27 protein-coding genes are annotated in these 26,011 nt (G+C 42.5%); 21 read left to right on the top strand and 6 right to left on the bottom strand.

All coding sequences use genetic code 11. From position 1 onward, the window contains the following. Positions 1-31: 31 nt before the first annotated feature. A complete protein-coding gene (locus PV763_RS07780) occupies positions 32-1,141 on the top strand; it encodes an NADH:flavin oxidoreductase/NADH oxidase (RefSeq protein WP_420937594.1) in 1,110 nt (369 codons plus the stop codon). A 60-nt stretch (positions 1,142-1,201) separates the two neighbouring features. Continuing rightward, positions 1,202-2,128 (top strand): AEC family transporter, encoded by a 927-nt coding sequence (locus PV763_RS07775; protein ID WP_222110721.1) that lies wholly within the window; start codon positions 1,202-1,204, stop codon positions 2,126-2,128. Between the two features lie 83 nt (positions 2,129-2,211). Here the strand turns inward: PV763_RS07775 and PV763_RS07770 are convergent, their stop codons facing one another. Further along, positions 2,212-3,009 (bottom strand): tetratricopeptide repeat protein, encoded by a 798-nt coding sequence (locus PV763_RS07770; protein WP_420937593.1) that lies wholly within the window; start codon positions 3,007-3,009, stop codon positions 2,212-2,214. Positions 3,010-3,271: 262 nt separating this feature from the next. On the opposite strand from PV763_RS07770, the gene PV763_RS07765 reads away from it, so the two are divergent. Further along, positions 3,272-3,517 carry a hypothetical protein gene (locus PV763_RS07765; RefSeq protein ID WP_409654959.1) on the top strand — a complete coding sequence of 82 codons (246 nt, stop codon included), beginning with the start codon at positions 3,272-3,274 and terminating at the stop codon, positions 3,515-3,517. A 52-nt stretch (positions 3,518-3,569) separates the two neighbouring features. Here PV763_RS07765 and PV763_RS07760 read toward each other — a convergent pair whose 3' ends face one another. Beyond that, complete coding sequence (locus tag PV763_RS07760) at positions 3,570-4,295, bottom strand: YgfZ/GcvT domain-containing protein (protein ID WP_420937592.1); 726 nt, start codon at positions 4,293-4,295, stop codon at positions 3,570-3,572. A gap of 114 nt (positions 4,296-4,409) precedes the next feature. Then, entirely contained in the window at positions 4,410-6,539 is a 2,130-nt protein-coding gene (locus tag PV763_RS07755; RefSeq protein WP_420937591.1) for a multicopper oxidase family protein, read from the bottom strand. A 514-nt stretch (positions 6,540-7,053) separates the two neighbouring features. Here PV763_RS07755 and acnD point away from each other — a divergent pair. From acnD to PV763_RS07670, 17 genes are all read left to right on the top strand, one after another. After that, on the top strand, positions 7,054-9,672 hold the full coding sequence (gene acnD / locus PV763_RS07750) for a Fe/S-dependent 2-methylisocitrate dehydratase AcnD (protein WP_420937590.1): 2,619 nt from the start codon (positions 7,054-7,056) through the stop codon (positions 9,670-9,672). Positions 9,673-9,752: 80 nt separating this feature from the next. Continuing rightward, entirely contained in the window at positions 9,753-11,186 is a 1,434-nt protein-coding gene (locus PV763_RS07745) for a tetratricopeptide repeat protein (protein ID WP_180078635.1), read from the top strand. 108 nt (positions 11,187-11,294) lie between these two features. After that, a complete protein-coding gene (locus PV763_RS07740) occupies positions 11,295-11,438 on the top strand; it encodes a zinc ribbon-containing protein (RefSeq protein ID WP_004645925.1) in 144 nt (47 codons plus the stop codon). A 164-nt stretch (positions 11,439-11,602) separates the two neighbouring features. Further along, positions 11,603-11,824 carry a hypothetical protein gene (locus PV763_RS07735; protein ID WP_005104128.1) on the top strand — a complete coding sequence of 74 codons (222 nt, stop codon included), beginning with the start codon at positions 11,603-11,605 and terminating at the stop codon, positions 11,822-11,824. 113 nt (positions 11,825-11,937) lie between these two features. Continuing rightward, positions 11,938-12,201, top strand: coding sequence for a hypothetical protein (locus PV763_RS07730; RefSeq protein WP_180086433.1), 264 nt, complete (start codon positions 11,938-11,940; stop codon positions 12,199-12,201). 530 nt (positions 12,202-12,731) lie between these two features. Next, on the top strand, positions 12,732-12,980 hold the full coding sequence (locus PV763_RS07725) for a DUF6868 family protein (RefSeq protein WP_005106158.1): 249 nt from the start codon (positions 12,732-12,734) through the stop codon (positions 12,978-12,980). A 122-nt stretch (positions 12,981-13,102) separates the two neighbouring features. After that, positions 13,103-13,816 carry an SIMPL domain-containing protein gene (locus PV763_RS07720; protein ID WP_420937589.1) on the top strand — a complete coding sequence of 238 codons (714 nt, stop codon included), beginning with the start codon at positions 13,103-13,105 and terminating at the stop codon, positions 13,814-13,816. A gap of 84 nt (positions 13,817-13,900) precedes the next feature. Then, positions 13,901-14,566 carry a pseudouridine synthase gene (locus PV763_RS07715; protein ID WP_044111116.1) on the top strand — a complete coding sequence of 222 codons (666 nt, stop codon included), beginning with the start codon at positions 13,901-13,903 and terminating at the stop codon, positions 14,564-14,566. Between the two features lie 584 nt (positions 14,567-15,150). Beyond that, positions 15,151-16,083 carry a hypothetical protein gene (locus PV763_RS07710; RefSeq protein ID WP_420937588.1) on the top strand — a complete coding sequence of 311 codons (933 nt, stop codon included), beginning with the start codon at positions 15,151-15,153 and terminating at the stop codon, positions 16,081-16,083. A gap of 261 nt (positions 16,084-16,344) precedes the next feature. Further along, on the top strand, positions 16,345-16,734 hold the full coding sequence (locus PV763_RS07705) for a ribonuclease E inhibitor RraB (protein WP_004281735.1): 390 nt from the start codon (positions 16,345-16,347) through the stop codon (positions 16,732-16,734). A 240-nt stretch (positions 16,735-16,974) separates the two neighbouring features. Further along, positions 16,975-17,421 (top strand): SRPBCC domain-containing protein, encoded by a 447-nt coding sequence (locus PV763_RS07700; RefSeq protein WP_004732106.1) that lies wholly within the window; start codon positions 16,975-16,977, stop codon positions 17,419-17,421. Between the two features lie 124 nt (positions 17,422-17,545). Continuing rightward, positions 17,546-17,884 carry a zinc ribbon domain-containing protein YjdM gene (locus PV763_RS07695; protein WP_420937587.1) on the top strand — a complete coding sequence of 113 codons (339 nt, stop codon included), beginning with the start codon at positions 17,546-17,548 and terminating at the stop codon, positions 17,882-17,884. Between the two features lie 134 nt (positions 17,885-18,018). After that, complete coding sequence (locus PV763_RS07690) at positions 18,019-18,381, top strand: 5-carboxymethyl-2-hydroxymuconate Delta-isomerase (RefSeq protein WP_420937586.1); 363 nt, start codon at positions 18,019-18,021, stop codon at positions 18,379-18,381. A gap of 426 nt (positions 18,382-18,807) precedes the next feature. Beyond that, positions 18,808-19,248: a YybH family protein gene (locus tag PV763_RS07685; protein ID WP_420937585.1), complete on the top strand. Its 441-nt coding sequence runs from the start codon at positions 18,808-18,810 to the stop codon at positions 19,246-19,248. 121 nt (positions 19,249-19,369) lie between these two features. Beyond that, complete coding sequence (locus tag PV763_RS07680) at positions 19,370-21,226, top strand: AI-2E family transporter (RefSeq protein WP_420937584.1); 1,857 nt, start codon at positions 19,370-19,372, stop codon at positions 21,224-21,226. Positions 21,227-21,298: 72 nt separating this feature from the next. Further along, positions 21,299-21,808, top strand: coding sequence for a GAF domain-containing protein (locus tag PV763_RS07675; RefSeq protein WP_420937583.1), 510 nt, complete (start codon positions 21,299-21,301; stop codon positions 21,806-21,808). Between the two features lie 3 nt (positions 21,809-21,811). After that, complete coding sequence (locus tag PV763_RS07670; RefSeq protein WP_312325874.1) at positions 21,812-22,870, top strand: DUF1176 domain-containing protein; 1,059 nt, start codon at positions 21,812-21,814, stop codon at positions 22,868-22,870. A gap of 78 nt (positions 22,871-22,948) precedes the next feature. Here the strand turns inward: PV763_RS07670 and PV763_RS07665 are convergent, their stop codons facing one another. Continuing rightward, on the bottom strand, positions 22,949-23,716 hold the full coding sequence (locus PV763_RS07665; RefSeq protein WP_035341206.1) for a hydroxymethylpyrimidine/phosphomethylpyrimidine kinase: 768 nt from the start codon (positions 23,714-23,716) through the stop codon (positions 22,949-22,951). A 98-nt stretch (positions 23,717-23,814) separates the two neighbouring features. Here PV763_RS07665 and PV763_RS07660 point away from each other — a divergent pair, with 98 nt between their 5' ends. Beyond that, positions 23,815-24,462 carry an HAD-IA family hydrolase gene (locus PV763_RS07660; RefSeq protein ID WP_312325873.1) on the top strand — a complete coding sequence of 216 codons (648 nt, stop codon included), beginning with the start codon at positions 23,815-23,817 and terminating at the stop codon, positions 24,460-24,462. A gap of 148 nt (positions 24,463-24,610) precedes the next feature. Here PV763_RS07660 and PV763_RS07655 read toward each other — a convergent pair whose 3' ends face one another. Then, positions 24,611-25,126 carry a hypothetical protein gene (locus tag PV763_RS07655; protein WP_004645901.1) on the bottom strand — a complete coding sequence of 172 codons (516 nt, stop codon included), beginning with the start codon at positions 25,124-25,126 and terminating at the stop codon, positions 24,611-24,613. Positions 25,127-25,150: 24 nt separating this feature from the next. Then, the gene (locus PV763_RS07650) at positions 25,151-25,759 is read right to left on the bottom strand and encodes a DUF805 domain-containing protein (RefSeq protein ID WP_312325870.1); all 609 of its coding nucleotides are present in this window, start codon (positions 25,757-25,759) and stop codon (positions 25,151-25,153) included. Positions 25,760-26,011 lie beyond the last annotated feature (252 nt).

The following is a 26,011-nucleotide window of genomic DNA, read 5'->3' as shown; positions in this document are numbered from 1 at the left end:
GAAACTGTGCAATAAAAAGAGGAAATACAGCGTGGCATTACTATTTCAACCTATTCAATTTGGATCACTGCAACTTCAAAATAAAATCGTAATTGCGCCGATGTGTCAGTACTCTGCAACAGAGCAGGGGGAAATTACCTATTGGCACGAGCAGCAATGGGCCAACTATGCCTTATCGGGTGCAGGTTTATGTATCGTCGAAGCGACTGCGGTACAGCCAGAAGGCCGGATCAGTTATGCCGATCTGGGTTTATGGAATGACGAACAGGCAAAGCAGATCAAGACCTTACTGGAAAAAGTCAAATCCATTTCCCCGATGCCTTTTGCGATTCAACTCGCACATGCCGGACGTAAAGCTTCAACAGATAAACCATGGGCAGGTAAAGGTCAGTTTAAGCCGGATGAAGCACATGGCTGGCAAACTGTTTCTGCCAGTGATATTCCTTTTCAGGCCGATGAACATCCACCCAAAGCCTTAAGCCAGTCGGAAATTGAGCAGGTCATTGCTGACTTTGCAGAAAGTGCCAAACGTGCAGTTGAGGCCGGTTTTGACCTGATTGAGCTGCATGCAGCGCATGGTTATTTACTGCATCAGTTCATGTCACCACTTTCAAATAAACGTGATGATCAGTATGGCGGTTCACTGGAAAACCGGATTCGCCTGACTCTGGAAGTATTACAAGCCATGAAAGCGGCGGTTCCAGAAGGTTATCCAATTGGAGTGCGTATTTCAGCCAGCGACTGGATGGATCAGCCAGACAGCTGGACCATTGATTCTTCAGTTGAATTGTCTAAAGCACTAGAAGCTGCGGGTGCTGCCTATATTCATATCTCCAGTGCCGGGCTGCATGTCAAACAGAACATTGATGTGAAGCCGAATTATCAGGTACCTTTTGCAGATGCGATCAAGAAAGTCGTGAATATTCCCGTGATTGCCGTGGGATTGATTACTGAAGCTAAGCAGGCAGAAGATATTTTACAAAAGGGCCAAGCCGACGCTATAGCACTGGCTCGTGCCATTCTTTATGATCCACATTGGCCTTGGCATGCAGCGGCAGCACTTGATGAAAAAATCAAGATTTCACCGCAATATCTGCGCTGCGCACCGCATGGTTTGAATCACCTGTTTGAGCCTTTTTAACACTGCTTTAGTCTCAGAAATTCTTATAATGGAATATCACTGACAAGAGGATACTGCATTATGATTTTTGCGGTCATTGTGCCCATATTTTTATTGTTGGCAGTGGGTTATCTGACTGTAAAGAGTCAAGTGTTAAGCAAAGAGCAGGTGGGGACGGTCGGTGCTTTTGTGATTAAAGTAGCCTTGCCCTTGCTGTTCTTTCAGTCCCTTGCCTCCAAAGACCTGCATGAAATCTGGTATTTTGAATACTTTGCCGTGTATAGCAGCGTGACCTTACTGCTCTATGGTAGCGGTTTCTGGATCATGCGCCGTCATTTTCAGAATACACATTCGCAAAGTGCAGTCTTGTCGCTGGGTGCTGCAATGTCGAATACTGGATTGATTGGTACGGCTGTGCTCAGTTTATTGATCGGGCAACAGGCGATGACCTATACCTCTTTGGTGGTCATCATCGAAAGCGTACTGTTGATTCCGCTGGTGCTAGTCATGGCGGCGCTGGGTACTCAACATCAGGCAAATCTCGGCGCTATTCTGAAAAGTGTACTGCTGACCTTGCTGAAGAATCCCTTATTTATGGGGGTAATGCTCGGTATGGCCTGTGCGGTTTTCCAGATTAAAATTCCAGTCTATCTCGATCAGGTCTTTGCCTTGATTGGTCAGACAGCCTCACCATTGGCCCTGTTTGCCATTGGAGGTGGGATCGTGGGAATGAGTCTGAAATATGTCAATCTGCAAAGTTTCTATCTGGTATTTTCCAGCAATATCATGATGCCGTTATTGATGTATCTGGGACTGAGCCAGTTAACTGATTTAAGTCAGGAAATGGTCCATGCTGGTACGCTCATTGCAGCTTTGCCGATGCCGACGATTTTTGGCATGCTGGGACAGGCGTATGGTTTGAATGATCGAACCTTAACGCCATTGTTGATGAGTACTATTGTCGGTTTTATCGTGACCAGTGGCTTAATTGCCTTGTGGTGGGGATAATCTTTTAGCAGATGGATGCTCTGCTACTAAAAAAAGCCCCAAATTGCATGGGGCTTTTTATATTTTAATTTTGTGGAATTAACTTAACTTTTCTTCGCAGGTACTTTTTTCTGCTCAGCCAGCATTTTATCTACTGCTGCCAAAGATTCCTTGGCCTGCGGAACATTTTGCTGCGCCAATGCAGCAAAGATTTTCTTCGCTTCTGGCAGGTTTTGCGGAACAATACTGCCATTGGCAAACATATTACCTACTGCCATCAGCGCTGGAATATAACCTTTTTTTGCCAGTTCCTGAATGCTGCTTAGGCCTTGCTGAATCGGTTTTTCATCTTTGTTTTTGAAACCGCTGCTGATGTCATATAAGGCTTTGGCATGAATGGCCTGCATATTGCCTTTGCTGATCAGCGGTTGCAGCTTTTGTAGTCCGGCTTTATTTGACGCTGCCGTATTTTCAGAAAATAGCAGTATGGCTAGATCAATGCTGGCATCATCAAATTTGGCTGCCGAAGCGCGTTCCAGGTGCTGTTTGGCTTTGGTCAAATCCTGTTTGAGTCCGAGTGTGCCGGCTGCATAATTTTTACCCAGTACATAATTGGCCACCGGATAGCCTTTGCTGGCTGCCTGCTCGTAAAGCTGAATGGCTTTTTTCTCGTCCTTGGCTGTACCTTGGCCGGTTTGGGTTAAATAACCTAAGTTATATAAAGCTTGGGCATTTCCTTGGCTAGCCAATTGATTCAAAGCGTCATAGGCACCTTTAAAGTTATTGGCTTTGACCATGGCCTCAACTTTTTGGAATTGGGGATCGACTTGATCTTTTACGGTATTTGCCAGAGCGAATTGCGCAGAAAGGGCAAGAACTGTAGCGAGTACTAATTTTTTCATGGTTCCTATAACCTTATTATTGCTGGCACCTTATTCCTTGGTGCGATTTTAATCATTTTCACTTACATCATAAAAGGATTTTGTGCTTTGTAAATATACAATTTGTCACTAAATACAAATCATCGAAGCACAATATACCGATTAAATCGATGCATGATTTGGACAGGTTTTGCTCAATCTTGCAGATATCAAAAGGATTACTTTGCTTAAGACGACTTCTCTGGTTAAATCTCGGTTTGAATCAGACTCCCAGGATTTCACCATGTTTGTCAAAACCATTAAACGTCACTATGACAGAATCAATGCTGATGAATCGATTGCCTATGAAGACAAGATTGATGCGCTGCTGATGAAACTTGGTGCAGAGTTTTTGATGAGTCAGGAAGACCGAGTATATGTCTTTCAAAAAGGTGAACTCACGGCAAAGTTTGATGCCAAACATGCGCGAGCCTATCATTTCAAAGACTATGTCGTGAAAGACATGAACAAGCTGTTTCATGGTTTCTAAAACAAAAAAGCCAAGAATTTCATCTTGGCTTTTTTTATGTGCTAAGCACTCATTATTGCGGACGCGCCACATCACCACTTAAGGCTTCAGGAAGTTCCAGAACTTCTAGACCTAGCTCGTTCAATGCTTCAGGTTTTGCCACGACTAGCGCTTTATAACCATTTTCAATCGCGATGCTATTGACGATTTCAACATCATTACTCAATTTGGTCGCAATATCAGGCGCGGCACCTGTGCCTTGAACCAGATGTAACCAGTGTTTTGGCTTGGCCTTAAACCACAGGCGCGCAATCACTTCCTGACCCAGGTAGCAACCTTTATCGTAGTGAATGCCTTCGCGTTGATGCAACCGTAATTCTTGTGGTTGAAACAGATTGGCGGTAGCCGCCTGAATCCAGGCCTGACCTGATTCAATGGCTTGCTGTTCCCACATCGTCACATCGGTTTCAGTTGCCACAAAGTCAGTATGAATGCCATTGATGACTGGATAAACCGGACCGACCAATTCCAGTTTCATTTTTGAAAAGGCGCCAAATTTTTTAATATGATTGGCCAGTTCCGTAGCCTGATCTGCAGTGCTGACGATTTCAAAGTTTTCCGGACTGATTTTTTTAAGCCATAAGCCAAATTGAATGCGTCCTTTCAGACTGCAGATTGCAGTATAGCGTGTCTGGTTTTCCGCCAAAGTTTCAGTATTCAAAGTCACCTGACCTTGAAGGAATTTTTGTACATCTACACCATTCAGACTAAACAATGTAAAAGCAGGAGACGCTGCCATAATAAGCCCCGTTTTGAATACTATAAATCAATGCAGTTATTGTGCAGCAAGCATCAAATAGAGGCAAACAAAAAAGCCAACAATCGAAATCATTGGCTTTTAGCGAGCAGATCTTTAGTGATGATGGCTAGCCGGTAATGGCGAATCACAAGGGAATTTGCCTCCACAGACCCGTACGGTTTCCATCATGCCCTGATCTTCATGATCGAGAATATGACAGTGTTGTACGAAGTCACCTTCAAATTTTTTGTAATGGCTTCTGAGAATAAATTTATAGTTAGCTTTGATAAAAAGCGTATCCTTAAATTGTCCTTTCATGCCACGGTATTGCACATCTTCAAGTCTATTTGGATCTGTGACTGGCTCAGATAACGCTTCACTGACATCTTTACCATCAGGATTCAAAATTTTAACAATCTGGAACGGGTTAACATGAATATGGAACGGATGACCGCCAAAATTTTCGGTCGTCAGTTCCCATTCATCAGTCTGTCCAACTTGTAATTGACGGACATATTCTCCACCCACTGATCCATCACCATCAAATTTATCTCCAAAACTTATTAAGTCACCACCTTCTTTATGCCGGAAGCCAAATTTCAAGCCATTCGCAAAAGCCAGCACAAATGCACTGTACTGTTTTGGTCGGGCAGCGACCACCTTATCAATCTCTTTCGTCATCAATGATGGATGATCACTAAACGCAGAAAGATTAAGCTGAGATAACTGGGTCTGGATGTCTTTGTTTAAACCAATTTTTTGTGCACGCTCTTTCAGGAACTGGGCAGCAGTTTGAGCCTTGGTCTTGGCTGCTTTTACATTGACCCATCCCAGCAGTTGGGCATTAAAGAGATTGGTTGGGGCAAGTTGAGGTGTAGTTTGACCCGTTGGTAATGGCGCGTTAATTTCATCATCGATATTCAATTTGGTGTCAAAAATGCAGTATCTATTGGTGGTCGGAAAGGCAACCATTGCATCATGACGATAGCCTGGATGGAACACGGACAGGGTTCTGGTCTGTACATGATTCATGGTTAAGCCATCTTGCGCGATAGTATGCACATTCAGGCTATTCAGCTTGTCAAATTCAGCTTTTTTGTCTGCCTCCTGATAGGCTGAACAGGCTTTAATGGTTTGTTCTGCACTAAACTTACTGGAGTTAGGAATTTCCTTAATGATTAAACCAATGGTATCGCGTACTCCACCATGAATTATGCGCCAGCGGTTAAACTGATTCTGTTCTACTTTGATTTCACCTAAAATTTTACCATTGATAGAGGTGTAGTAGTTATTGTCGCCCCAGGAGGCAAATGCAGCGAGGTCATTATAATTTTCCAGCATGCCTATACCTACACCTTCACAGTTATTGGGAACAGCGAATGTGATATTAGGGTCGGGGTTGCTACAGCGATATTGGATTTGCTGGAACAACAGGATGTTTTCGTTCGGGTAACTGTTTTTTTCTTTCCATAGAATATCCATATCTCCAGTTGAGGTGACTTTGCCATTTTTGACTTTTGGTGTTCTTGAGCCTTCAACAATCAATGGGCCTGCCATGCCATTCGACACCTGAAGAGCAGTTGAACCGTGCAGATGGGCATGATACCAGTAAGTCCCTGCGGGATGATTCGGTTCCATTTTGAACTGATAATCAAATTTTTCCTGAGGTTTGAATTTCAAAAAGACATTATCGCTATTGCCTTGAGGACTGACCCAGAAGCCATGGGTATGCAGGTTGGTGGTATTAAAGCAGTGTGGTTCATTTACATTCTCAACATGAGTTGGGCAGGTTGTTTCTGACTCGGGTGGCAGCTGGTTATTCAGGTTAAGCGCCATGGTTTCACCCTGTTTGACCCGAATCTGTGGTCCGACCAGCTGATCCTCGACATATTCACCGGTTTTTTTCTTATCAAATAAACTGGGTTTGGTTAAATAGCCTCTCAGCAGTACCTGATCCCATAATCCGTTTCTGGGGTTATAGAGTTTGCTGGTTTTATAGGCCACGATCAGCTCATATTTGCCCTTGGCACTTTTCGGTAACAGAGGTGGGTTGCTAATTAAGCTGTCTGATGTTGTCGGAACGGGATGTGATGGCTTGGGTGGATGTATTGGGTGTGAGGGATGAGAGGGTTGGGACGGGTTAGATGGATTGGACGGTGGTGATGGATTTTTTGTTCCATCCCAACCGCGAGCTAAGAGCGTCAAAATGGCGGCTATAGCTCCGAATATTGCGATTTTCAACATTTCAGTTCTGCCTGTTATGGTTATTGTTTTAATGTGAGGATTGCGAATAATGTGACATGCGTCACACTGAGGTTCTGATAGTTTTGGAAAATCTGCTATCCTAAATTAGGGGATTGAAATTTTGCTAAATGCGGCGGCAGGACAGGCCTATGAAAACCAGTGAGACTATATTTTTTTATCTTTAAAAAAATGCACATAAAATTAATTATTTATTAATGATATTAGTGGTTTGGAGTAATATTCAAATAAAAAGATAGAGAAATATTTTGCAACATAAGACTAAAGAATAAGGCGAATTATTCAGATTTTTTTAGCAAAAGACCGCTTTAAAGCAAAAATTCTAAAGTCTATGTAACAAATTTTTGCGAAAATACCGATTTTTATAATTAAGTATTTGAAAAATATAGAATTTGGGAAATGCTATTTGTGCAGCGTACAATGCTGCTATTACAAAAGTAACTCATCAATATCTATTGATGAATAAAAATAGAGATAAACGAGGGCAGGCAAGCTTATGAACAACAACTACCGTAAACCGCTGCAATCCACCCAGCTGGAATATTATGACGTACGACAGGCCGTAGAAGATATTCAGCCAGGCGCATATGCCAAACTTCCTTATACTTCCAAAGTCCTGGCAGAGCAGTTGGTGCGTCGTTGTGATCCTGCCATTCTGGAACAGTCTTTACGCCAGCTGATTGAGCGTAAACAGGAACATGATTTTCCCTGGTATCCGGCACGTGTAGTGTGTCATGACATCTTGGGGCAAACGGCGCTGGTGGACCTTGCCGGTTTACGTGATGCGATTGCAGAACAGGGCGGTGACCCGTCTAAAGTCAATCCGGTAGTTCCAACCCAGCTGATTGTCGACCATTCACTGGCGGTTGAGTTTGGTGGTTTTGATCCGGATGCCTTTGAGAAAAACCGTGCCATTGAAGACCGTCGTAACGAAGACCGTTTCCATTTTATTGAATGGACTAAAACCGCGTTTGAAAATGTTGATGTAATTCCTGCGGGCAATGGCATCATGCACCAGATCAATCTGGAGAAAATGTCTCCGGTGATTCAAAACCGTGATGGTCTGGCATTCCCGGACACCTGTGTTGGTACAGATTCGCATACGCCACATACAGATGCATTGGGTGTGATCTCGATTGGTGTGGGTGGCTTGGAAGCTGAAAATGTGATGCTTGGTCGTGCGTCTTGGATGCGTCTGCCTGATATCATTGGTGTGGAATTGGTAGGTCAGCGCAAGCCGGGTATTACCGCAACGGATATCGTCTTGGCATTAACTGAATTCCTGCGTAAAGAACGTGTGGTTGGCGCATATTTAGAGTTCTTTGGTGAAGGTGCTGACAGCATGTCGGTGGGTGATCGTGCCACGATTTCCAACATGACCCCGGAATATGGCGCAACGGCTGCGATGTTCTATATCGACCAGAACACCATTGATTATCTGACTTTGACCGGCCGTGAACCTGAGCAAGTCAAACTGGTCGAAACTTATGCCAAAGAAATTGGTCTTTGGGCATCAGACATGACCCAAGCGGAATATCCACGTGTGCTGCGTTTCGATTTATCGACTGTGACACGTAATATCGCTGGCCCATCAAATCCGCATGCACGTGTATCTACGGCTGACCTGAAAGAAAAAGGCATTGCCGGTAATTTAGAAGCAGCTCGTGCGCAAGAAGCGGAAGGCTTGATGCCAGATGGCGCGGTGATTATCGCGGCGATTACCTCTTGTACCAATACATCTAACCCACGTAATACGGTGGCGGCAGGTTTGCTGGCACGTAAGGCCAATGAGCTTGGCTTAGTGCGTAAGCCATGGGTGAAATCATCTTTTGCACCCGGTTCTAAAGCGGCTGCTTTGTATTTGGAAGAAGCAGGTGTACTTAAAGATTTAGAAAAACTGGGCTTTGGTATCGTGGCCTATGCATGCACGACCTGTAACGGTATGTCGGGTGCACTCGATCCAAAGATTCAGCAGGAAATCATCGACCGTGACCTGTATGCAACAGCGGTGCTTTCGGGCAACCGTAACTTCGATGGACGTATTCATCCTTATGCGAAGCAGGCATTCTTGGCTTCACCGCCATTAGTAGTGGCTTATGCGATTGCCGGTACGATTCGTTTTGACATAGAAAAGGATGCATTAGGAAATGATAAAGACGGCAACCCGATTTACCTGAAAGACATCTGGCCATCGGATGAAGAAATTGATGCGCTGGTAAAAGTGGCTGTAAAACCAGAACAATTCAAAAAAATCTACATTCCGATGTTCGACTTGGGTGTGAATGAAAAGGCAACAAGTCCGCTGTATGACTGGCGTCCGCAAAGTACGTATATTCGTCGTCCGCCGTATTGGGAAGGGGCTTTGGCTGCACCGCGTACATTGTCAAATATGCGTCCGCTGGCGATCTTAGGCGATAACATCACCACCGATCATTTGTCACCATCAAATGCCATTGTTTTAGACAGTGCTTCGGGTGAATACCTGAAAAAAATGGGTGTGCCTGAGGAAGACTTTAACTCTTATGCAACGCATCGCGGTGATCACCTCACGACGCAACGTGCGACTTTTGCCAACCCGAAACTGTTTAATGAAATGGTGGTGCGTTCTGACGGCACGATCAAACAGGGTTCGAAAGCGCGTGTGGAGCCGGAAGGCGAAGTGATGCGGATGTGGGAAGCGATTGAAATCTACATGAACCGTAAACAGCCGTTGATTATTATTGCCGGTAAGGATTATGGTCAGGGTTCTAGCCGTGACTGGGCGGCGAAAGGTGTGCGTCTGGCAGGTGTAGAAGCAATTGTCGCTGAAGGTTTTGAGCGTATTCACCGTACTAATTTAGTCGGTATGGGCGTTTTACCGCTTGAGTTTAAGCCGGGTACAGATCGTAAGACTTTAGGTCTTGATGGTACTGAGCTGTATAGCGTGATTGGTAATATTGCGCCACGTTCGACTTTAACTTTAGTAATTGAGCGTTCAACCGATGATGGTAAGAACCAGATTATTGAAGTACCAGTCACTTGTCGTCTGGATACTGAAGAAGAAGTGCATGTGTATGAAGCGGGTGGGGTATTACAGCGCTTTGCACAGGATTTTTTGGAAGGCCTAGTACATTGATGGTTTAAGTGAAAACTTATTGAAATATATTATGAAAAAACTTACTTTAGGGTAAGTTTTTTTATTTTAAAATTTATAAAATGTCTCATAAAATTAGTGATCTAAAATTAGCGAGTGAATTCACAGAGGAAATATATGAAGATTATTGTGTAGCTTTAGAATTTCTTAATCATAATCCAGATTATAGTCTTCTTAAATTTAGGCTCATTATAGAAAATACTATCAATGAAATAGCTAAGAGTAAAAAAATTGAGTTTGATACAGAAATTATTTTTAACCAAATTGAAGAATTATATGATATTCAAATTATTAATAAAGATTTGAGAGATAATCTACATTTAGTAAGAAAATTATGTAATAGCGGAGTGCATAAAAATAGCAATAGCAAATATGATAAAGATGAAAATGATTTTTATGAAAAAAGTAAGGAATTGCTTATTCAAAAATCACATGAGGTTAGGCAGAAACTGATAGTAATTTTTGTGGATACTCTAAATATTTTAAAACGTTGTCTCTATATAAGTATTAAAGATATTCAACTTACAAATATTAAGCAGCTAGAATTTAAAGATATTTTGTTCCAAGCAACTACAGAATTGGATTATAAAAAGAAGTTAATAGCAGGTGTTGCTTGTGAAACAATTATAAAGGAACAGTCATTTGATAAAGGTTTAGTCGTAAGTTCAGCATTTAGTGCACATACTGATTCATTAAATGAAATTGCAATTAACTTTTATGATGCAGCATGTAAAATTTCTGCAGATTTAGATAAAAATATTTATATTTTTAAAGGTGATAAAGAAAAAGCTATTAATAAATGTGCAGCCTTAGAGGCTCTATATAGATATGCAAATAGTCTTTTAACTACACAAGATATAGAAGAAAACCCCAATTCAATCGCTTGGAAAAGATTGGAAGCTGCTGCTTTTAGAGGCTATTCACCTGCCCAAGGATTATATGGAGCTTATTTATACAAATTGAAAAAGTATGAGGATTCTCTTAAATATTTGATTGAAGCCCAAGCAAAAGATGATGTTATGGCTTTAAGGTTTTTATTTTATTACTACTCTGATGTTGATACAGGTGTCTTTGACAAGGAATTGGCCATAGACTACTTAGAAAAGGCAATTGATTTAGGATGTCCAGATTCATTAGCAACATTAGGTATGGAATATCATAAAGGCATTTTATTGACTAAAGATGATGAAAAGGCAGAACGGTATTTAAAAGAATCAATACATTTAGGAAGTGCTTTAGGGCGAAATTATTACATGATTGAGTTTAATGATTTAAAAGGTTTCTTAGCTTCAGGGCTTAAAGCCTTTGCAGATGCCTTGGATAAAGCTGCAAATAAAAACAAAAAGCAGCCGATTAGGAATATAAGCCAAAAAGTTAAGCCTAATGATCCATGTACTTGTTTATCAGGTAAAAAATATAAAAAATGTTGTTATTTACATGGAGATATCAAGGTAAAGGAATCATTACAGGAATTTGTCAGAACCCAAATTTCATAAAATTTGGGTTAGCCCAAACGACACTATCATTTACAAAAATGGACAATAGACATTCATCACCAGAGGGTTATACTAGTTAGACCATTTCTAAAACCATGGAGAACAAAGATGGTTACTGCTGGCGAAAAACCCGGAACAGGCTTCTATTTTTGTGTTCAATGCGGACACCGCACCTACTTAGAAATTGGTACTGATCGTTTACCACCGTGTACCAAATGCCAAGGCAATCAATTTAACAATAAGAATGCCTAAGCAAAACAACTCAAACAGTTACCCTCTGTTTTGAACGAAAGCCCTATTACTCAATAGGGCTTTTTGCTATCCAAACTTCGCTATTTATAGTTTGAAGTTGATTGAAAATTGATTAATAAAACCCCATATAAAACCTTAGATTCAAAGTATTTAGGGTAGCTCAATTGCAACATTATCTTGATCTTAATCATGACTCAGGTGTTGCCAATTACGAGATTGGTAACGAGTTTATTCGGGTTCAATTTAAGAAAACCTCTAAGGTTTATACCTACAGCTATAGCAGTGCCGGTTATCAGCATGTCGAGAACATGAAACAGCTTGCCCGATATGGCGATGGGCTAAATGCCTATATTAACCAGCATACCCGTCAGCTCTTTGTACACTAGAACTGGTCTGCTTCTTGCTTCAATCCAAGTCTGAGTCGGCAAATATTTAATAACAGCTAAATATCTGCCTTGAAATAGTGCATATGTACATATTGGAAAGAGGGTAAGCGCATATGGAAATCAGAGAGTACGCACCAGAATCAGGCAAATTAAGCAAAAAAGCCCATTTTTATTCCGCATGGCCATTAATTCTGATCCTGTTTGGGGGCGTAATTGGCTTGCTCTACGGCGTGATGGCTTATTTGGTGAATCTGAAAATCTATAATTCTGAACTGACGAGACTCAATAAGGTTCTGGCCAATCTTCTGTGCGGGATGTCAGCGATCAGTGCATGGTGGTTTAGTGCGCAATGGATTCAGGGAACATTCTTTCAATAAAACAGCAATCCTGACCTGAATATAAATTGCAATAAAGTCTCATTTTGGCGAATAAAAAAGCGTAAAAAATAAAAAATGGAATTTATTTCTCTATATTAGGGTTAATAGTGAAATAAATTTTCAGATTTAATCGAAATTAAAAAAACATAGGAAATTAATCCCGTCCATCTTTGCCTAATATAGCTTTCAAGGGTGTGATGGGATCGGAAAGAGTAGCATGCTGTGAGCGGCGCAAAACGCGAGTGCAGTACGAACCCAAAAGGTCTCGATCCGGCTTAGGACGCTATAGACCAAAAGTTTATAGGCTATAAGATCAGGTCTTACAAAGAATGATAGTTGAAGTAAACCATTGCGAGTTTTCCCAACACCCTAAAAAATTCTCTAGTAATATACGCAGAATAAAAAATTAAAATAAATATAAATCATAAATTTAAGAAAAATATCCATCTACGCAAGATACAAATAAGCTCTTCATTTCTCAACACGATCTGTTATTTTAAAAACATCAGCTGCCCCCTAGGGGAATCCTCATGAATCTCGATATCTGGTGTCGTTTTTTACTGTTTTGCACACTCATCAATTATGTCATTCTCATGATCTGGTTCGTGGTCTATGTCTTTGCCCGAAACTGGATGAAGCAGGTGCATGGAAAATGGTTTCGGCTGTCAGATACCAGTTTCGATATGATTCATTATTCGGGTATGGCGCTCTATAAAATTGGGATTCTGCTATTTAACCTGACGCCGTTAATTGCAATCTATCTGATGAATCAAAGCTAAGTGCGATGTTGTGATTGAATTTTCAAGTGATAAAAATAAGATTGGATTAATATCATTTTATCGCTACTTGATAGCGTGGCAGGATCAATAAGAACGAAAAAAGATTTCAAAGGAGTTGAAGGATGAATCAATTCAAACCGGCCCTGATTTTAGGTGCCTTGATCGGCTTGGGAATGATTATTGCAGGATGGATTCTCGGCAATAGCGCGCTGAAAATTAAACAGTATGAACGTATAGTTTCGGTCAAAGGCTTGTCGGAACGCGAAGTCAAAGCCGATGTGGCGGTATGGCCAATCCGCTTTAATGCCGGCAGTCAGGATCTGGCCGAGTTGTACGATACCATGCAAACCAATACCCAGGAAATTCAGACCTTCTTAAAAAATGAAGGATTTAGCGCGGAAGAGATTACCAGTGCTTCACCGAGTATCACCGATAAATACGCGCAGCAATATGGCGGGGATGCCAATGTCGCGCTACGTTACACCGCCAGCCAGACCATCACCGTCTATACCCACAAAATAGATGCAGTGCGTGCGGCACAAAGTCGTCTGGTGGCCTTGGGCAGAAAAGGCATTGCCTTTGTCGGAGATGATTCCGGACAAAGAACGGAATATTTATTTACTAAGCTGAATGACATCAAGCCTGCGATGATTGAGCAGGCCACCGAAAATGCGCGCAGTGTAGCGGAAAAATGTGCTGCAGATTCAAAAAGCAGTCTGGGCAAAATCAAGTCCGCCAATCAGGGGCTGTTTAGTATTGAAGATCGCGACAGCAATACGCCGTATTTGAAAAAAGTACGCGTGGTCTCGACGGTCGATTATTATCTGGCAGATTAAGCTGAGCTGGTCAAGCACGGTAATTGACAGCCTAGAAGCCGCTTGTTATTTTGCGCGCATTATTCCAGATGCTGTACCCTTAAAATGCCCATCAACCATGACTTTGTCTATTGTCCACCGCAAGAACCACTGCATATCGTTTATGAAGATGATGATCTGGTGGTAATTGAAAAGCCGGCCGGATTATTGTCGGTTCCGGGGCGTTTACCTGAACATCATGACAGTGCCTATTTGCGGGTTCTGAACCAGTATCCGCAGGCCAAAATTACCCATCGTCTGGATATGGCCACCTCCGGTATTTTGATGTTTGCCAAACACCGCGATGCAGAAGTGGCGGTGAGTAAAATGTTTCAGGCACGCACGGTACATAAAAATTATGTTGCACTGGTACAAGGCAAACTTGAAGGTGAGGGCAGCGTTGATGTGCCTTTGATTACCGACTGGGAAAACCGTCCGCGTCAGATGGTGCATTTTGAACTGGGCAAGGCCGCCAAAACCCTGTATCAGGCCTTAGAATATCTACCCCAGCAAGACATTAGCCGGGTACTACTGACACCAATTACTGGCCGTTCCCATCAGCTACGCGTGCATATGCTGCATATCGGTCATCCCATTACTGGCGATAAAATTTATCATCCCGAACCCCAGCGCAGTCCTTTAAATCGCATGGCCTTGCATGCCAGTTATCTGGCCTTTACCCAGCCTTTGAGTGGTGTCCCGGTCGAAATAAAGGCAGACATACCGTTCTAATTTGATTCTGCTTAATAATCAGAGCCAACCGGACAGATGCTTTTTAATCTCATAAATATGATGAGGATCAAGCTCTTAAACTGGGAAACCCATATAAAAAGTGTGAGAATTTATTTCGATAGCAACTTGGAGATGAGTGGCTTTATAAGCATGTTCAAATGAAATTTTCTACTGATCCACTGCCTGATCGGCTGTCACTGCAGAGTATAAATTTTAATATTCGGTTTATCTCTTGATGATGAGTCTAGAGAATTTTTATTCTTTTATCTCCCGCTATAGGCCTGATGCCTTTATTTTTATGATTTTTTAATTTTCCTTTTATTATTTTTAAACTTTTAAATTATATCCTTTGATATAAAAAATATCGTAAGTTGTTTCAGAATAGATTTGATTTGAGCCGGAAAGCAGTCTGTCCTACATGACTTTCACATAAAAATTTTGTAGAAAAATAAAATGAATGAATGACTTAGTATTGATTAATGGCTTTGCTTATCTGGCTAAAGTGATGCAAAATTAATCATGACTTTATAATAAATTTTTAATTTGATGGTTTAGGGCGCTGCCCGGGGTTAAAGGAAAGAACGATGCTCAGTATGGCTCTCTTCGTTCTCGCGAGTATTTTAATATGTGCATTGCTATGGAGCTTAAAGGTACAGGCTTCATTACGCAGCAATATCCAGTTTTTACAGGAAAACCTGGATCATTCCCGCAGCAAATTGGCAGATTATGAAACTCAAGTCGATGAATTGAATTATGAAATCACCCAATTGCGGGTACAAAATGGCAGTTTAAACATTGCCCTGAATAAATATAAAAAATATCAGGATATCTGGGATATCGAGCAATATATTATTAACCGGACTTTGCAGGCCGAAAACTTTGTTGAAGCGACCAAGCTGGATGCTTCGATCATGATCGATGATCTCAAAGCCTATATCGCAAGAGTAAAAGATTATCTTGCCCAGTTTCAGGCGCAGGCCGTGGCCGAGGTTGAGCAGGAGGCCCGACAAAGTTTGCACGGTTATTATGAACAGGCTAAACAACAGCATCGCTTGCAAGAGGTATTGAGTGCTTTACAGCATAAAATACAGGCCCAGCGCTTCGGCTTGCAGCTTCCCGCAACACAGGTTTTAGAGCAGCTGATTGAGGGTTATAGCGAAACGGATGCGGTTCGGCATTTACGCAATGTCCGTGACAGAATTCAACAGGCCATAGAAAAACAGCAGGTGGGGAGCTGTAATTATGTCGACGACAATCGCCGTCGAAGTACTATTGAAATCCTGAGTCTGGCTTTCAACTGTAAGGCAGATTTATATCTCTCTCAATTAAGCACAGAAAATTTGGGCGAGATATTGCAGGCCTTAAAGGATGATTATGTCTTGCTGAATTATACCGGGCAGACACTGAGTCAGGCGATGATTCAAGAATCCTATCTTGATCTGCGTTTAGAGGAGCTCAAGTTTGCTGCACTGGTTTTGCAATTGAAACAAGATCATCTGCATCCATACATCGCGTAGATCATGACACTCATAGGGCTAGAAGATTTTTACCAGAGTATTCTGAATGCTATAAGTTGGTTTAAATCCTGATATTTTTCAGGATTTTTGGCCTTGAGGAATCTCGAATATATTGATCCCCTTACTTGTTTTTATATTTATAAAAATCATATGTTTATTTATGGTTAAAAGATAATATTTTTTGTCTGTATCTCGATAATTGTACAAAAATCAGCTAATCTTAAATGCAGAATAAAACAGCATCATAATAAGGAAACTTCTATGTCACGTGATTACAATCAATTCCCTGACGATGAAAATGGCAATGTACTGTGGCAAATGCATCAGGATGGCGACGACTTGCAAGAAGCGCACGAAATTGAATTTTCGATTGCCTTTGCGGATGAAGCGCAGGCGGATCGTTGTGCCTTGCATCTATTAAAAGAAGAGCAAAAAATTAGCCTGTTTCAGGATGAAGAAAGCGATACCCTGGAATGGATCATCACGATTTATGTGTATATGGAGCCTGCCTACGAAGATATCGTTGATCTGGAACAATGGTTCAGCAAAATCGCGGCACAATTTCAGGGCGAATATGATGGTTGGGGTTGCATGGCCTATGTCTATGATGATGAGCTGGATGATGAAGAGAGCAGCCTGCGTAGTAGCTGAGCATGCTTGTATTTAAATGATTTAAAGTAAGAAACCCGGTCTGTCGGGTTTTTTATTGCTTTATTTAATTGCTATACGAAGATTTGAGCTTGAGTATAGATACATACTCATTATATATAGCCAGCTCAAAACTGGATAAAATAACTCAGATGAGTACTTAACTCAGGCTGATGATTTTAGTCACAACAAATGCAGGGAATATCCCGCAATAAAAAAATAATAAGAACAAAGGACAAAAAAATGAGTTACACCTTAAAAATGCATCGTGTGTTCAGTGCGCCACCGGAGCGGGTGTATCGTGCCTTTGTGCATCCGGATGCACTGGCCAAATGGCTGGCACCACATGGCTTTATTGCCAAAGTAGAACATGCGGAAGTCAAACCTGGCGGCAGCTATAAAACCACCTTTACCAATTTTTCTACCGGGACCCAGCATCATTTTCACGGCATTTATCATGAGGTCATTCCTAATCAGCTGCTGCGCTATACCGATCAGTTTTCTACCCCAGACTTGCAGGGTGAAATAGAGGTGACGATCATCTTTGAAAAAGTCTCAATCGGTACCGGTTTGCATATTATTCAGGTGGGTTATCCGGATGTGGTACCGCCCGCGGTGTGTCATTTGAGCTGGCAGGAATCACTACAACTCCTGTCTTTGCTGGTTAATCCGCAGATTTCAGACAATTAATTCCTTCGATCTCCTGTGTGGTTTTCATCTCAATGTTCTATTCATGAGTGCTCTAGACAAAGATGCTATACTGTGCGCTTATTTGTTTCATTTATTTTATTTTTCTCTTTTTTTCGAGGTTTTTATGGGTCTGCCAAACTGTCCAAAATGTCAATCTGAATATACCTATACAGATGGCGATCTACTGATCTGTCCTGAATGTGCACATGAGTGGAAAGAAGGTGAAGTCACTGAAGAACAAGTGAACATCAAGGATGCCAACGGCAATGTGCTGGCGGACGGTGATAGCGTCACGGTGATTAAAGACCTGAAAATCAAAGGTTCATCTTCAGTGGTGAAAGTGGGCACTAAAGTCAAAAGTATCCGTTTGTTGCCTGATGCTGCCGATGGGCATGATATCGATTGTAAAATCGAGGGGATCGGCCCGATGAAATTGAAATCCGAATATGTCAAGAAAGCTTAAATTTAGCCTTAGACTAAAATTCTGACGAGAGAATAATACGGTTGATTAATCGTATTATTCTCATTATTGCTGAAATTCGGGGCTGATCATTTTCCTGTCGCCTGATCCTCACATTTCGATTTGAGATCCCTTTAATGCCGCACCTGCATCTGGAATATTCTGACAATCTGCAACATATCGAGATCAAACCCTTATTGGTCGCGATTCATCAGGCACTTTTTAACGCCGGCCATGTCACCGATCCCAATGATTTAAAAAGTCGTGCGATTATGCAGCAGGATTATGTGATTGGACTGAATGTTGTTACAGATCAGGCCTATGTGCATGCTAAAGTTTCACTGTTGAGCGGGCGCAGTGTCGAAGTTCGTCAGGCAATTTCCGAATTGGTGCTCGACGTCATGCAGCAATATATTGCGGCCCAGCCAGACTTAAAAATACAGCTTTGTGTCGAAATCATTGAAATGCCAAAGCAGACTTATCGTAAAGCCATTATTTGAATGATGGCTTTTATCTGCTGATATCACATGGATCAAATGCCTTAAATTTTATCAATGCCGTACGAAATTTATAAACAGATCGACTTGGTCTGCAACAGCTCGCTATCCTATTCAGATCTAAAATTATTTCTATTTTTAAATGACGCTTTATGTCATTTACAGGCATGCGATGAAAGTTCTAAAGTAACTTTTAATTGCTGCTGATTTTTGAATCATCCAATCTAGAAACAGCATATTCATCCTGATTGAAATAAAAATAATTTAAAAAATAATCTTCAGGTGAGCTGTATCCAATCCGGCAGTGGGGAGAGCAAAGCGAGAATAACGCTTTAGCACAGGCAAAATAATAAGAACAAAAGATCAGAAATCCGGTGAGTTGATTGAATCCCTATTTCAGGTCTGACTTGTCCGGTTGAGGAAAATTTGATGCAGATTTTTGGGGATGAACAATTGGCTCGGGAAGTCATGGCATTTCTTCAGGAGTGGGACAATGCCATAGCCAGACTCGATATTCAGGATATTGTTCAATTGTGCCGACCGGAGATCCGTCTGGTCGATGTCAGTATGGAAGTGAAAGGTGTCGAGGCCTATCAGGCACTCTGGCAACAATATTTAAGCTTTATGCCGGAAGGAATACGCATCGAACGCCAAGATCTTAATATTCATGTCACTTCTGATCTGGCTGTAGTCGATGGTTATGTCCGGGTGAATTATGCGGTGATTGAACCGATTTTCCAGTTGGGCTGGTGTCGGGTCAGCATGTGCCTGAGCAAGCAGCAGGGCAAATGGCAATTGTTACATCAACATACTTCAGTCCCTGTGCAACTCGAAACCCGGAAAATGCGCCGGATCAAAAGCGTGAGTTAATCCATTTACCTGAAAAGATTTAAGTGAAATATCTTTGCAAATGATTACAGGAATACCTTTGTAACAAAAATATAGAAAGTCCTAAATTATGTTGAAGGAATAATATTTTAGGACTTTTCAGGTGGATAACAACAAGAACAGTCAAGTAAAACCAAGACAGGCCAACCTGCAACAACAGACTGAAGTATTGATGCCGGATCAGTCCGAGCGGCAGCGCACCCAACATGCACTCAGAATGATGGCAGGCTTTGTAATTGCTGCTGTGGTCATGACGGCGTTGTATTTTGGCCGTGATATTTTTATTCCGCTGGCTTTGGCCATTCTGCTGGCATTTTTACTTTCTCCTCTGGTTTCCCGTTTAAAGCGCTGGGGCTGTCCCCAATGGGCGGCGATTGGCCTGGTCATGTGCCTGACCTTGTCATTTCTGGGTGGCACTGCAACTTATCTGGGGGTGCAACTTGGCAAGCTAAGTCAGGAACTGCCGCAATATCAGGACACCATCCAGCAAAAACTGAAAATGCTCGAAAACTATCGTCAGGGACCGAGTATGTGGGACGGTGCGATCCAGACCTTTGACACAGTCGAAGATTCGATAGACACCCCAGAACAGGAAACAGAAGACCCAAATGTGCAGAATGTCAAAGTGGTCGGTTTGGAACCAACGAGTGAAGAAGCTGCCCTAGACTGGTTGAATAAAATCCTGAATCCGTTGGCGATTATCGGGATTGTGTTCCTGTTTATGGTATTGATTTTATTCAATGGCAAAGACTTGCATGACCGCTTTCTGAAACTCTTGGGTGGTAATCTGAATATCGGCACCGATGCGCTGGATGATGCCGGCAAGAGTATCGGAACCTATTTGCGCATGCAGCTGCTGGTCAATGTCACTTATGGCATTCCCATGGCGATTGGTCTGTTATTGATTGGCGTACCGGCAGCGATCATGTGGGGGCTGGTCGCGGTGGTTATGCGTTTTGTACCCTATGTTGGTCCGATTGTTTCAGCTATTTTCCCGATTACGCTGGCTTTCGCCGTTGATCCGGGCTGGGACATGGTGCTCTGGACTGTGGGCTTGATTCTGGTGCTGGAACTGATCAGCAATAACGTGATTGAACCTTGGCTTTATGGGGAAAGTACCGGTCTGTCTACCTTGGCGATTATTCTGGCTGCCACGTTCTGGACCACTCTCTGGGGACCGGTAGGGCTGATCTTGTCGACCCCTTTGACTGCTTGTCTGCTGGTTTTGTCCAATTATGTGCCGGCACTGGGTTTTGTCAAAACCTTGCTCGGCAGTACGCCAGTATTGTCACCCTCCGAACGCTTTTACCAGCGACTGGTGGCAGATGAAGTCAATGATGCAATGCAGGTAGCCAATGATTATATCTGTGCGCAATTACCGAAAAAACCCAGTGCAGAGGAGGTGGCCCGTCGTGTCCAAATGTTCTATGGCGAAGTGGCCATTCCAGCCATTCGGATTTATTCTCAAGGACATGATACTGATGTTACTGCCGAACACCGGTTGCGTCTTTATCAGGGCTTGCAATTCTTTAATCATGCATTTCAAAAAGCCTATCCAAGTAAATTAAGTGCTGAGCAGCCCGAAGTTTATTGTGTCGGTGCGCGTTGGGAAATTGACACCCAGATTTCTGCCATGGTGGCACACGCGCTGAATCTCAAAAATATTGCTGCCCGAAATGATCTGGATGTGCTGATTCAATCGAGTGAATCAGGAAAGGGTATTGTATTACCAGCTTCGATCAAGATTTTATGTGTGTCGATTTTTCATCATGCGCCTGCGGCACAGATTCGGTTGCTGAAATATAGACTGGCGCAGCAATATCCTGAGCTGAAAATCATTTTTGCGACTTGGAGTGTGATGCAGCTGGAGCTTCTGGATGAACTGCAACAACGTTTTGAGCTGCAGGCACTGGTCAATAATGTCGATGATCTGATTCTGACTATCGAAACTTATACCTAGAATGAAGGGGAAAGCTGGTTTGAGAATCTGGAGATCAAGAATGAAAAAGAACGGCAGCAGGCTTTAAATGAGTTGGGATTATTAGATCACTTTCATCAGATCCTTTATAAACAATATATTGAAGAAGCCCGTCAGGCTTTTGATGTCGACTACGCACAAATTTCCTGGCTGAATCAGCACGAAATGTATATTCCAGTCAGTCCTTTTACTCAGGAGCCTGTTGCAACCCGACAAATGTGCAAGGATTCAGTATGCACCCACTTGCTCTATCAGAATGAGCCTTTGGTGATAGAAGACTTGCAGCGTGACCCGCGCTTTCCGCATCTGTCAGAGTTAAGACAGCATCATATCCGTTTCTATGCTGGTGTACCCTTAAAAGATAAAAATGGAATTGCGCTTGGGAGTCTGTGTCTGCTGGATAAACAACCGAGGCAGATGCAGGCCGAAGATATGATTCTGCTTAAGGCTTTGGCGCAGGATTTAATGGCGACTTTGAGCAATGAGCGCAAGAAAAAAGATAAACAGAAGCAGATTGAGCAGATGCGGCCTGCCACCTCGGCAAGCGTTTTAAATAAGGACTAGATGATGAAACAAAAATGGATCTACAGCATCAAAATCATGAGTATCACATTTGGTCTAGCCAGTATCAGCTCATTAAGTCTGGCGGCCATTCAAGGACTGCATTTTTCACATAAAGACTGGGAAATTGCCTGTGATAATACTGGTACCTGCCGTGCTGCCGGTTATCAATCGGATCAAGATATTGATCAGCCGGTTTCGGTGCTATTAGAGCGTGCTGCAGGTGCAAACAGTAGCATCAAAGTTCAGGTCCAGATTTTACCCTTAGCTGCTGCCACACCCACCAGACAGCTTCGGCTGCAAATTGCCAGCACACCTTATGGCGTGATTGGTCTGAATAGGGAGGGAATAGGGCAACTCAATAGCAGTCAAACGCGTGCCTTGCTGAAAGCGGTGCAGGGAACGAGTCCAGTGATATTTAAAAATGCGCAATCACGCTGGAACCTGTCGACCGCCGGCGCCAGTGCCGTTTTACTCAAGATGGATGAATTTCAGCGTCGACTTTCTACGCCCTCAGCCTTGATCAGGCCGGGGGAAAAATCCAATCAGGCGGTGCTCAAAGCTGCAGCGATACCGAAAATTCAGATACCAAAATATCAGTCAGGCAAAGTCACCCAAGCGAAACTGAATACGGCAGCCAGTCAGCAGATGATTCGAAAACTGCAAGCGACTACCAACGAGGATCAATGTGATTTGCTGTTTAGCCAGCGTTTTCTCGATGATAATGTTATGACAATTTATCCCATTAATGCCCAGAATCAGCTGATTCAGATTCCATGCTGGCGCGGGGCTTATAATATGGGTAGTGGCTTCTGGCTGATGGATCGAAACAAGCAATTTAAACAGCTGGTAACGACCTCGGGAGAAACCTTTAACCAAGGCCAGATATTTTCCGGGCATAAAGTGCGTGGTTTGGGCGATTGTCTGAGTCAGAACGAATGGGCCTGGAATGGCAAGAAATTTGTCAAAAGCTTCAGTGGTCTGACCGTACAATGCAAAGGCTTCGCCGGTGGTGCTTGGAATTTACCGACCTATGTAAGCAAAATCATTTATCAGGCCAAATAGTATTGTTTAAAAAATAGCAGTGATAAAAAAGCCTGAATGACTCAGGCTTTTTTAGTTTTGATTTTAAGAAGTGTGATCTTAAAAACGCTTTGGAATTCTCTGGCCATTTGGAACAGGAATTTCAGCATTTTTTAATACCCCAAATAACCAGGTTTCAGCATGCTGTACCGCAGTTTTCAACTGATCACCCATGGCCAGACGTCCGGCAATGAAACTGGCCAGTGAACAGCCTGAACCATGATATTCACCTGGCAGACGTGGACAGCGAGTTTCGTTGACCAGCTCACCTGCGATATATAGGCTGTTCTGAATGTAATCTGGCGTATCTTCATGGCCACCTTTGACCAAAACTGCCTGTGCACCCATTTCAAATAATTTTTGAGTGGCCAGTTTGAGGTCTTGCTCACCCGTCAGGGCGCGTAGTTCAACCGTGTTCGGCGTTAAGATAGTGGCTAATGGAATCAACTGGGTAAATGCTTTGACCAGCGTTTCTTGATTACCCAGCGAACCGCCACTATTCGCGACCAAAACCGGATCCAGCACATAGAGATAATCTGGATGTGCAGCCAGAAACTCGGCCAGTGCTGCGATATTGTCTGTGGTGCCTAACATGCCAGATTTTACGCAACGAATGGGCAGGTCATTGACCACCGCATTGGCCTGTGCCAACAGCAATTCTCTGGAAGTGGCTTCGAAACCAAAAACCTGCTGTGAATTTTGAATAGTGAGGGCTGTGCAGGCAATTGCCGCATGTGCACCACTTTGACCAATGGCTTCAATATCTGCTTGAAGGCCGGCTCCACCTGAAGGGTCTAAACCGGAAAAGCAAAGTACGGTAGGGCGCAAAATGATGTCCTTCATTCACTAAAATTGCATTAGTATAGGCAAATTTGAATGAACTCTCGATATTAATTTATATCGGTACTAATGAGAGGGGATGGGCGGTGATTAAGAATATTTTAATTGATCTGGATGGGACATTAACCGATCCGAAAGTGGGGATTACGACGTCTGCACGCTATGGTCTGGAAAAGATCGGTCATCCGATTAGTGACGAGATCAATATCGACTGGATTATTGGTCCGCCCTTAAAAGCCTCGCTTGCCAAAATTTTAAATGTTGAGGCCGATCATGTTCTGGCTGAACAGGCCTTGATGGGTTATCGGGAGCGCTTTGCAGTCAAGGGTCTCTATGAAAATCATGTTTTTGAGGGTGTAGCAGAAACGCTGGCAGAACTGAAACGCCGTGGTTATCGCTTGTTTGTCGCTACAGCAAAACCGACAGTGTATGCCAAACAGATTCTGGAACATTTTGATCTGGCCCAGTATTTTACCGACATTTATGGTAGTGAGCTGAATGGCGAGCGAACCAATAAAGCTGAGCTGATTCAGTATATTTTAGAGCAGCAAAAATTACAGGCCGATCAATGCCTGATGGTGGGTGACCGTGAGCATGACATTTTTGGTGCCCGTCAAAATGGTATTGAGACTATTGCGGTAAATTATGGTTATGGCAGTCAGGAAGAATTAGCACTGGCACAGCCAAAATATCAAATAGACTGCTTTAATCAGTTGCTAGATTATTTTAAATAAACCCTAATTTTTGCTTATTTTATTTGAGCTGATTTTTAGAGAGGCGATGTCTATAAGCTGGTTCATCTATAGAGATCAATTCTCTTATTAGATGGTTATCTCGATAAAAATCCCGCAGCATGCGGGATTTTTGCTCTTGCAAGAACATTTAAAGCGTCAAAAACCAGGTCGATGCCAGCACCACCATAATGATAATCACCAGTAAAATGTTAATGATCGTCATTCGATGTTGGGGTGGAACTCTGGCTTTGGTCAGTGCATTTCCTGCATGGTCAAACAGGATGACATTTTGCACGCTACTTTCATAACCGAGTTCGAGTAACGCGCGCTTTTCAACTTCGGTTAAACCGTCTTCAGGCAGATCCATAATTTGCAGCAGTGCTATAGAGCTAAATAGTTTCTTCATCATTGACGATGGTAACAGCCGTTTCAGCGTCACCGCGGCTGCATCAAAGTCGGCAATAATACTCCGCGGATGGGCATAAGGCACATCGGGTAGCAGAGTATGCGTAATCGTGCCATCTATATTCATCAGCTGCATTTTATCTTTATAGATTTGCACCCATACAGCATCTGGAAATTTCACTAATTGATCTTGCAGCATGGAGAAAGTCTGATTTTGCTGATATTTAGTCATTAAATAATCGATAAACAAATCCCGCATCAAGACGGGATTTGTAAGGTTCGGTTATTTGGCAGGAGCACCATACTCATTGTTTTGTTGCTTGGTTTCAGTTGCCCACCACCAGATCAGTATCAGTATGCCAATCACGGTAAGCGTCAGTAATTGCCACCAACCAGAGCGTCCTACATCATGCAAGCGACGCGCGCCAACGGCCAGACTTGGGACTAGAAGTGCCAGATTAAGCAGGCTATTCACCAGCGGCTTAGTGCCTAAAACTGTATCAATTACCTCAGCAACAATGCCTAAAATTACACAAAACAGCATAAAGAACCAAAATTCTTTACGGCGTGCACGGCCGGAAAAGTTTGCATAGTTGGTCAGACATTTTACAAACCAGTCAATGCTGCTGTAATTTTCCTCGGCTTGATCCAGATTTGAATATTTGCCAAGCTGACTGGAAATTTTTTCTCCCAGATAAATAGAACTGCCTGAGGTTAAATAAACCTCAGATGCTTCACCCGCGGTATTGACGATAAAATCGACCCGATCACCGCGTGAAGGTGGACGCTCACTACGCCAGTCTGCGCCATTAAAGCTATAGCGCTGATTATCATCCCCCGAGATAAAACCGGTATTGTGTTGAATAGAAAAATCAAGGATTGAACCTTTCATGCTTGTTCTCGTCTATTAAGCCAGATTATTGTTTTAAAGCGACGCAATTTCTTATCAGAATAACTTTAGCATAATCTAATTTTTAAAAGTTTATGGTGAAATGACAATAATTTTTTCATGTTTTTAAAAGCCTTATCGCAATAGTGATTTAATATTCAATCAACAAAAAATGTGGCGTTGCATGATTTGAAAATGAAGAACATTAAACATTAATGGAGCTGATTTATCTCTGAACCTGTTATAAGAAATTAA

The sequence above is a fragment of the Acinetobacter sp. AS5 genome (assembly GCF_048957595.1).
GTDB lineage: Bacteria > Pseudomonadota > Gammaproteobacteria > Pseudomonadales > Moraxellaceae > Acinetobacter.
Note: the sequence above shows the minus strand (reverse complement) of the source record. Positions and strands in the feature narration are given on the sequence as shown.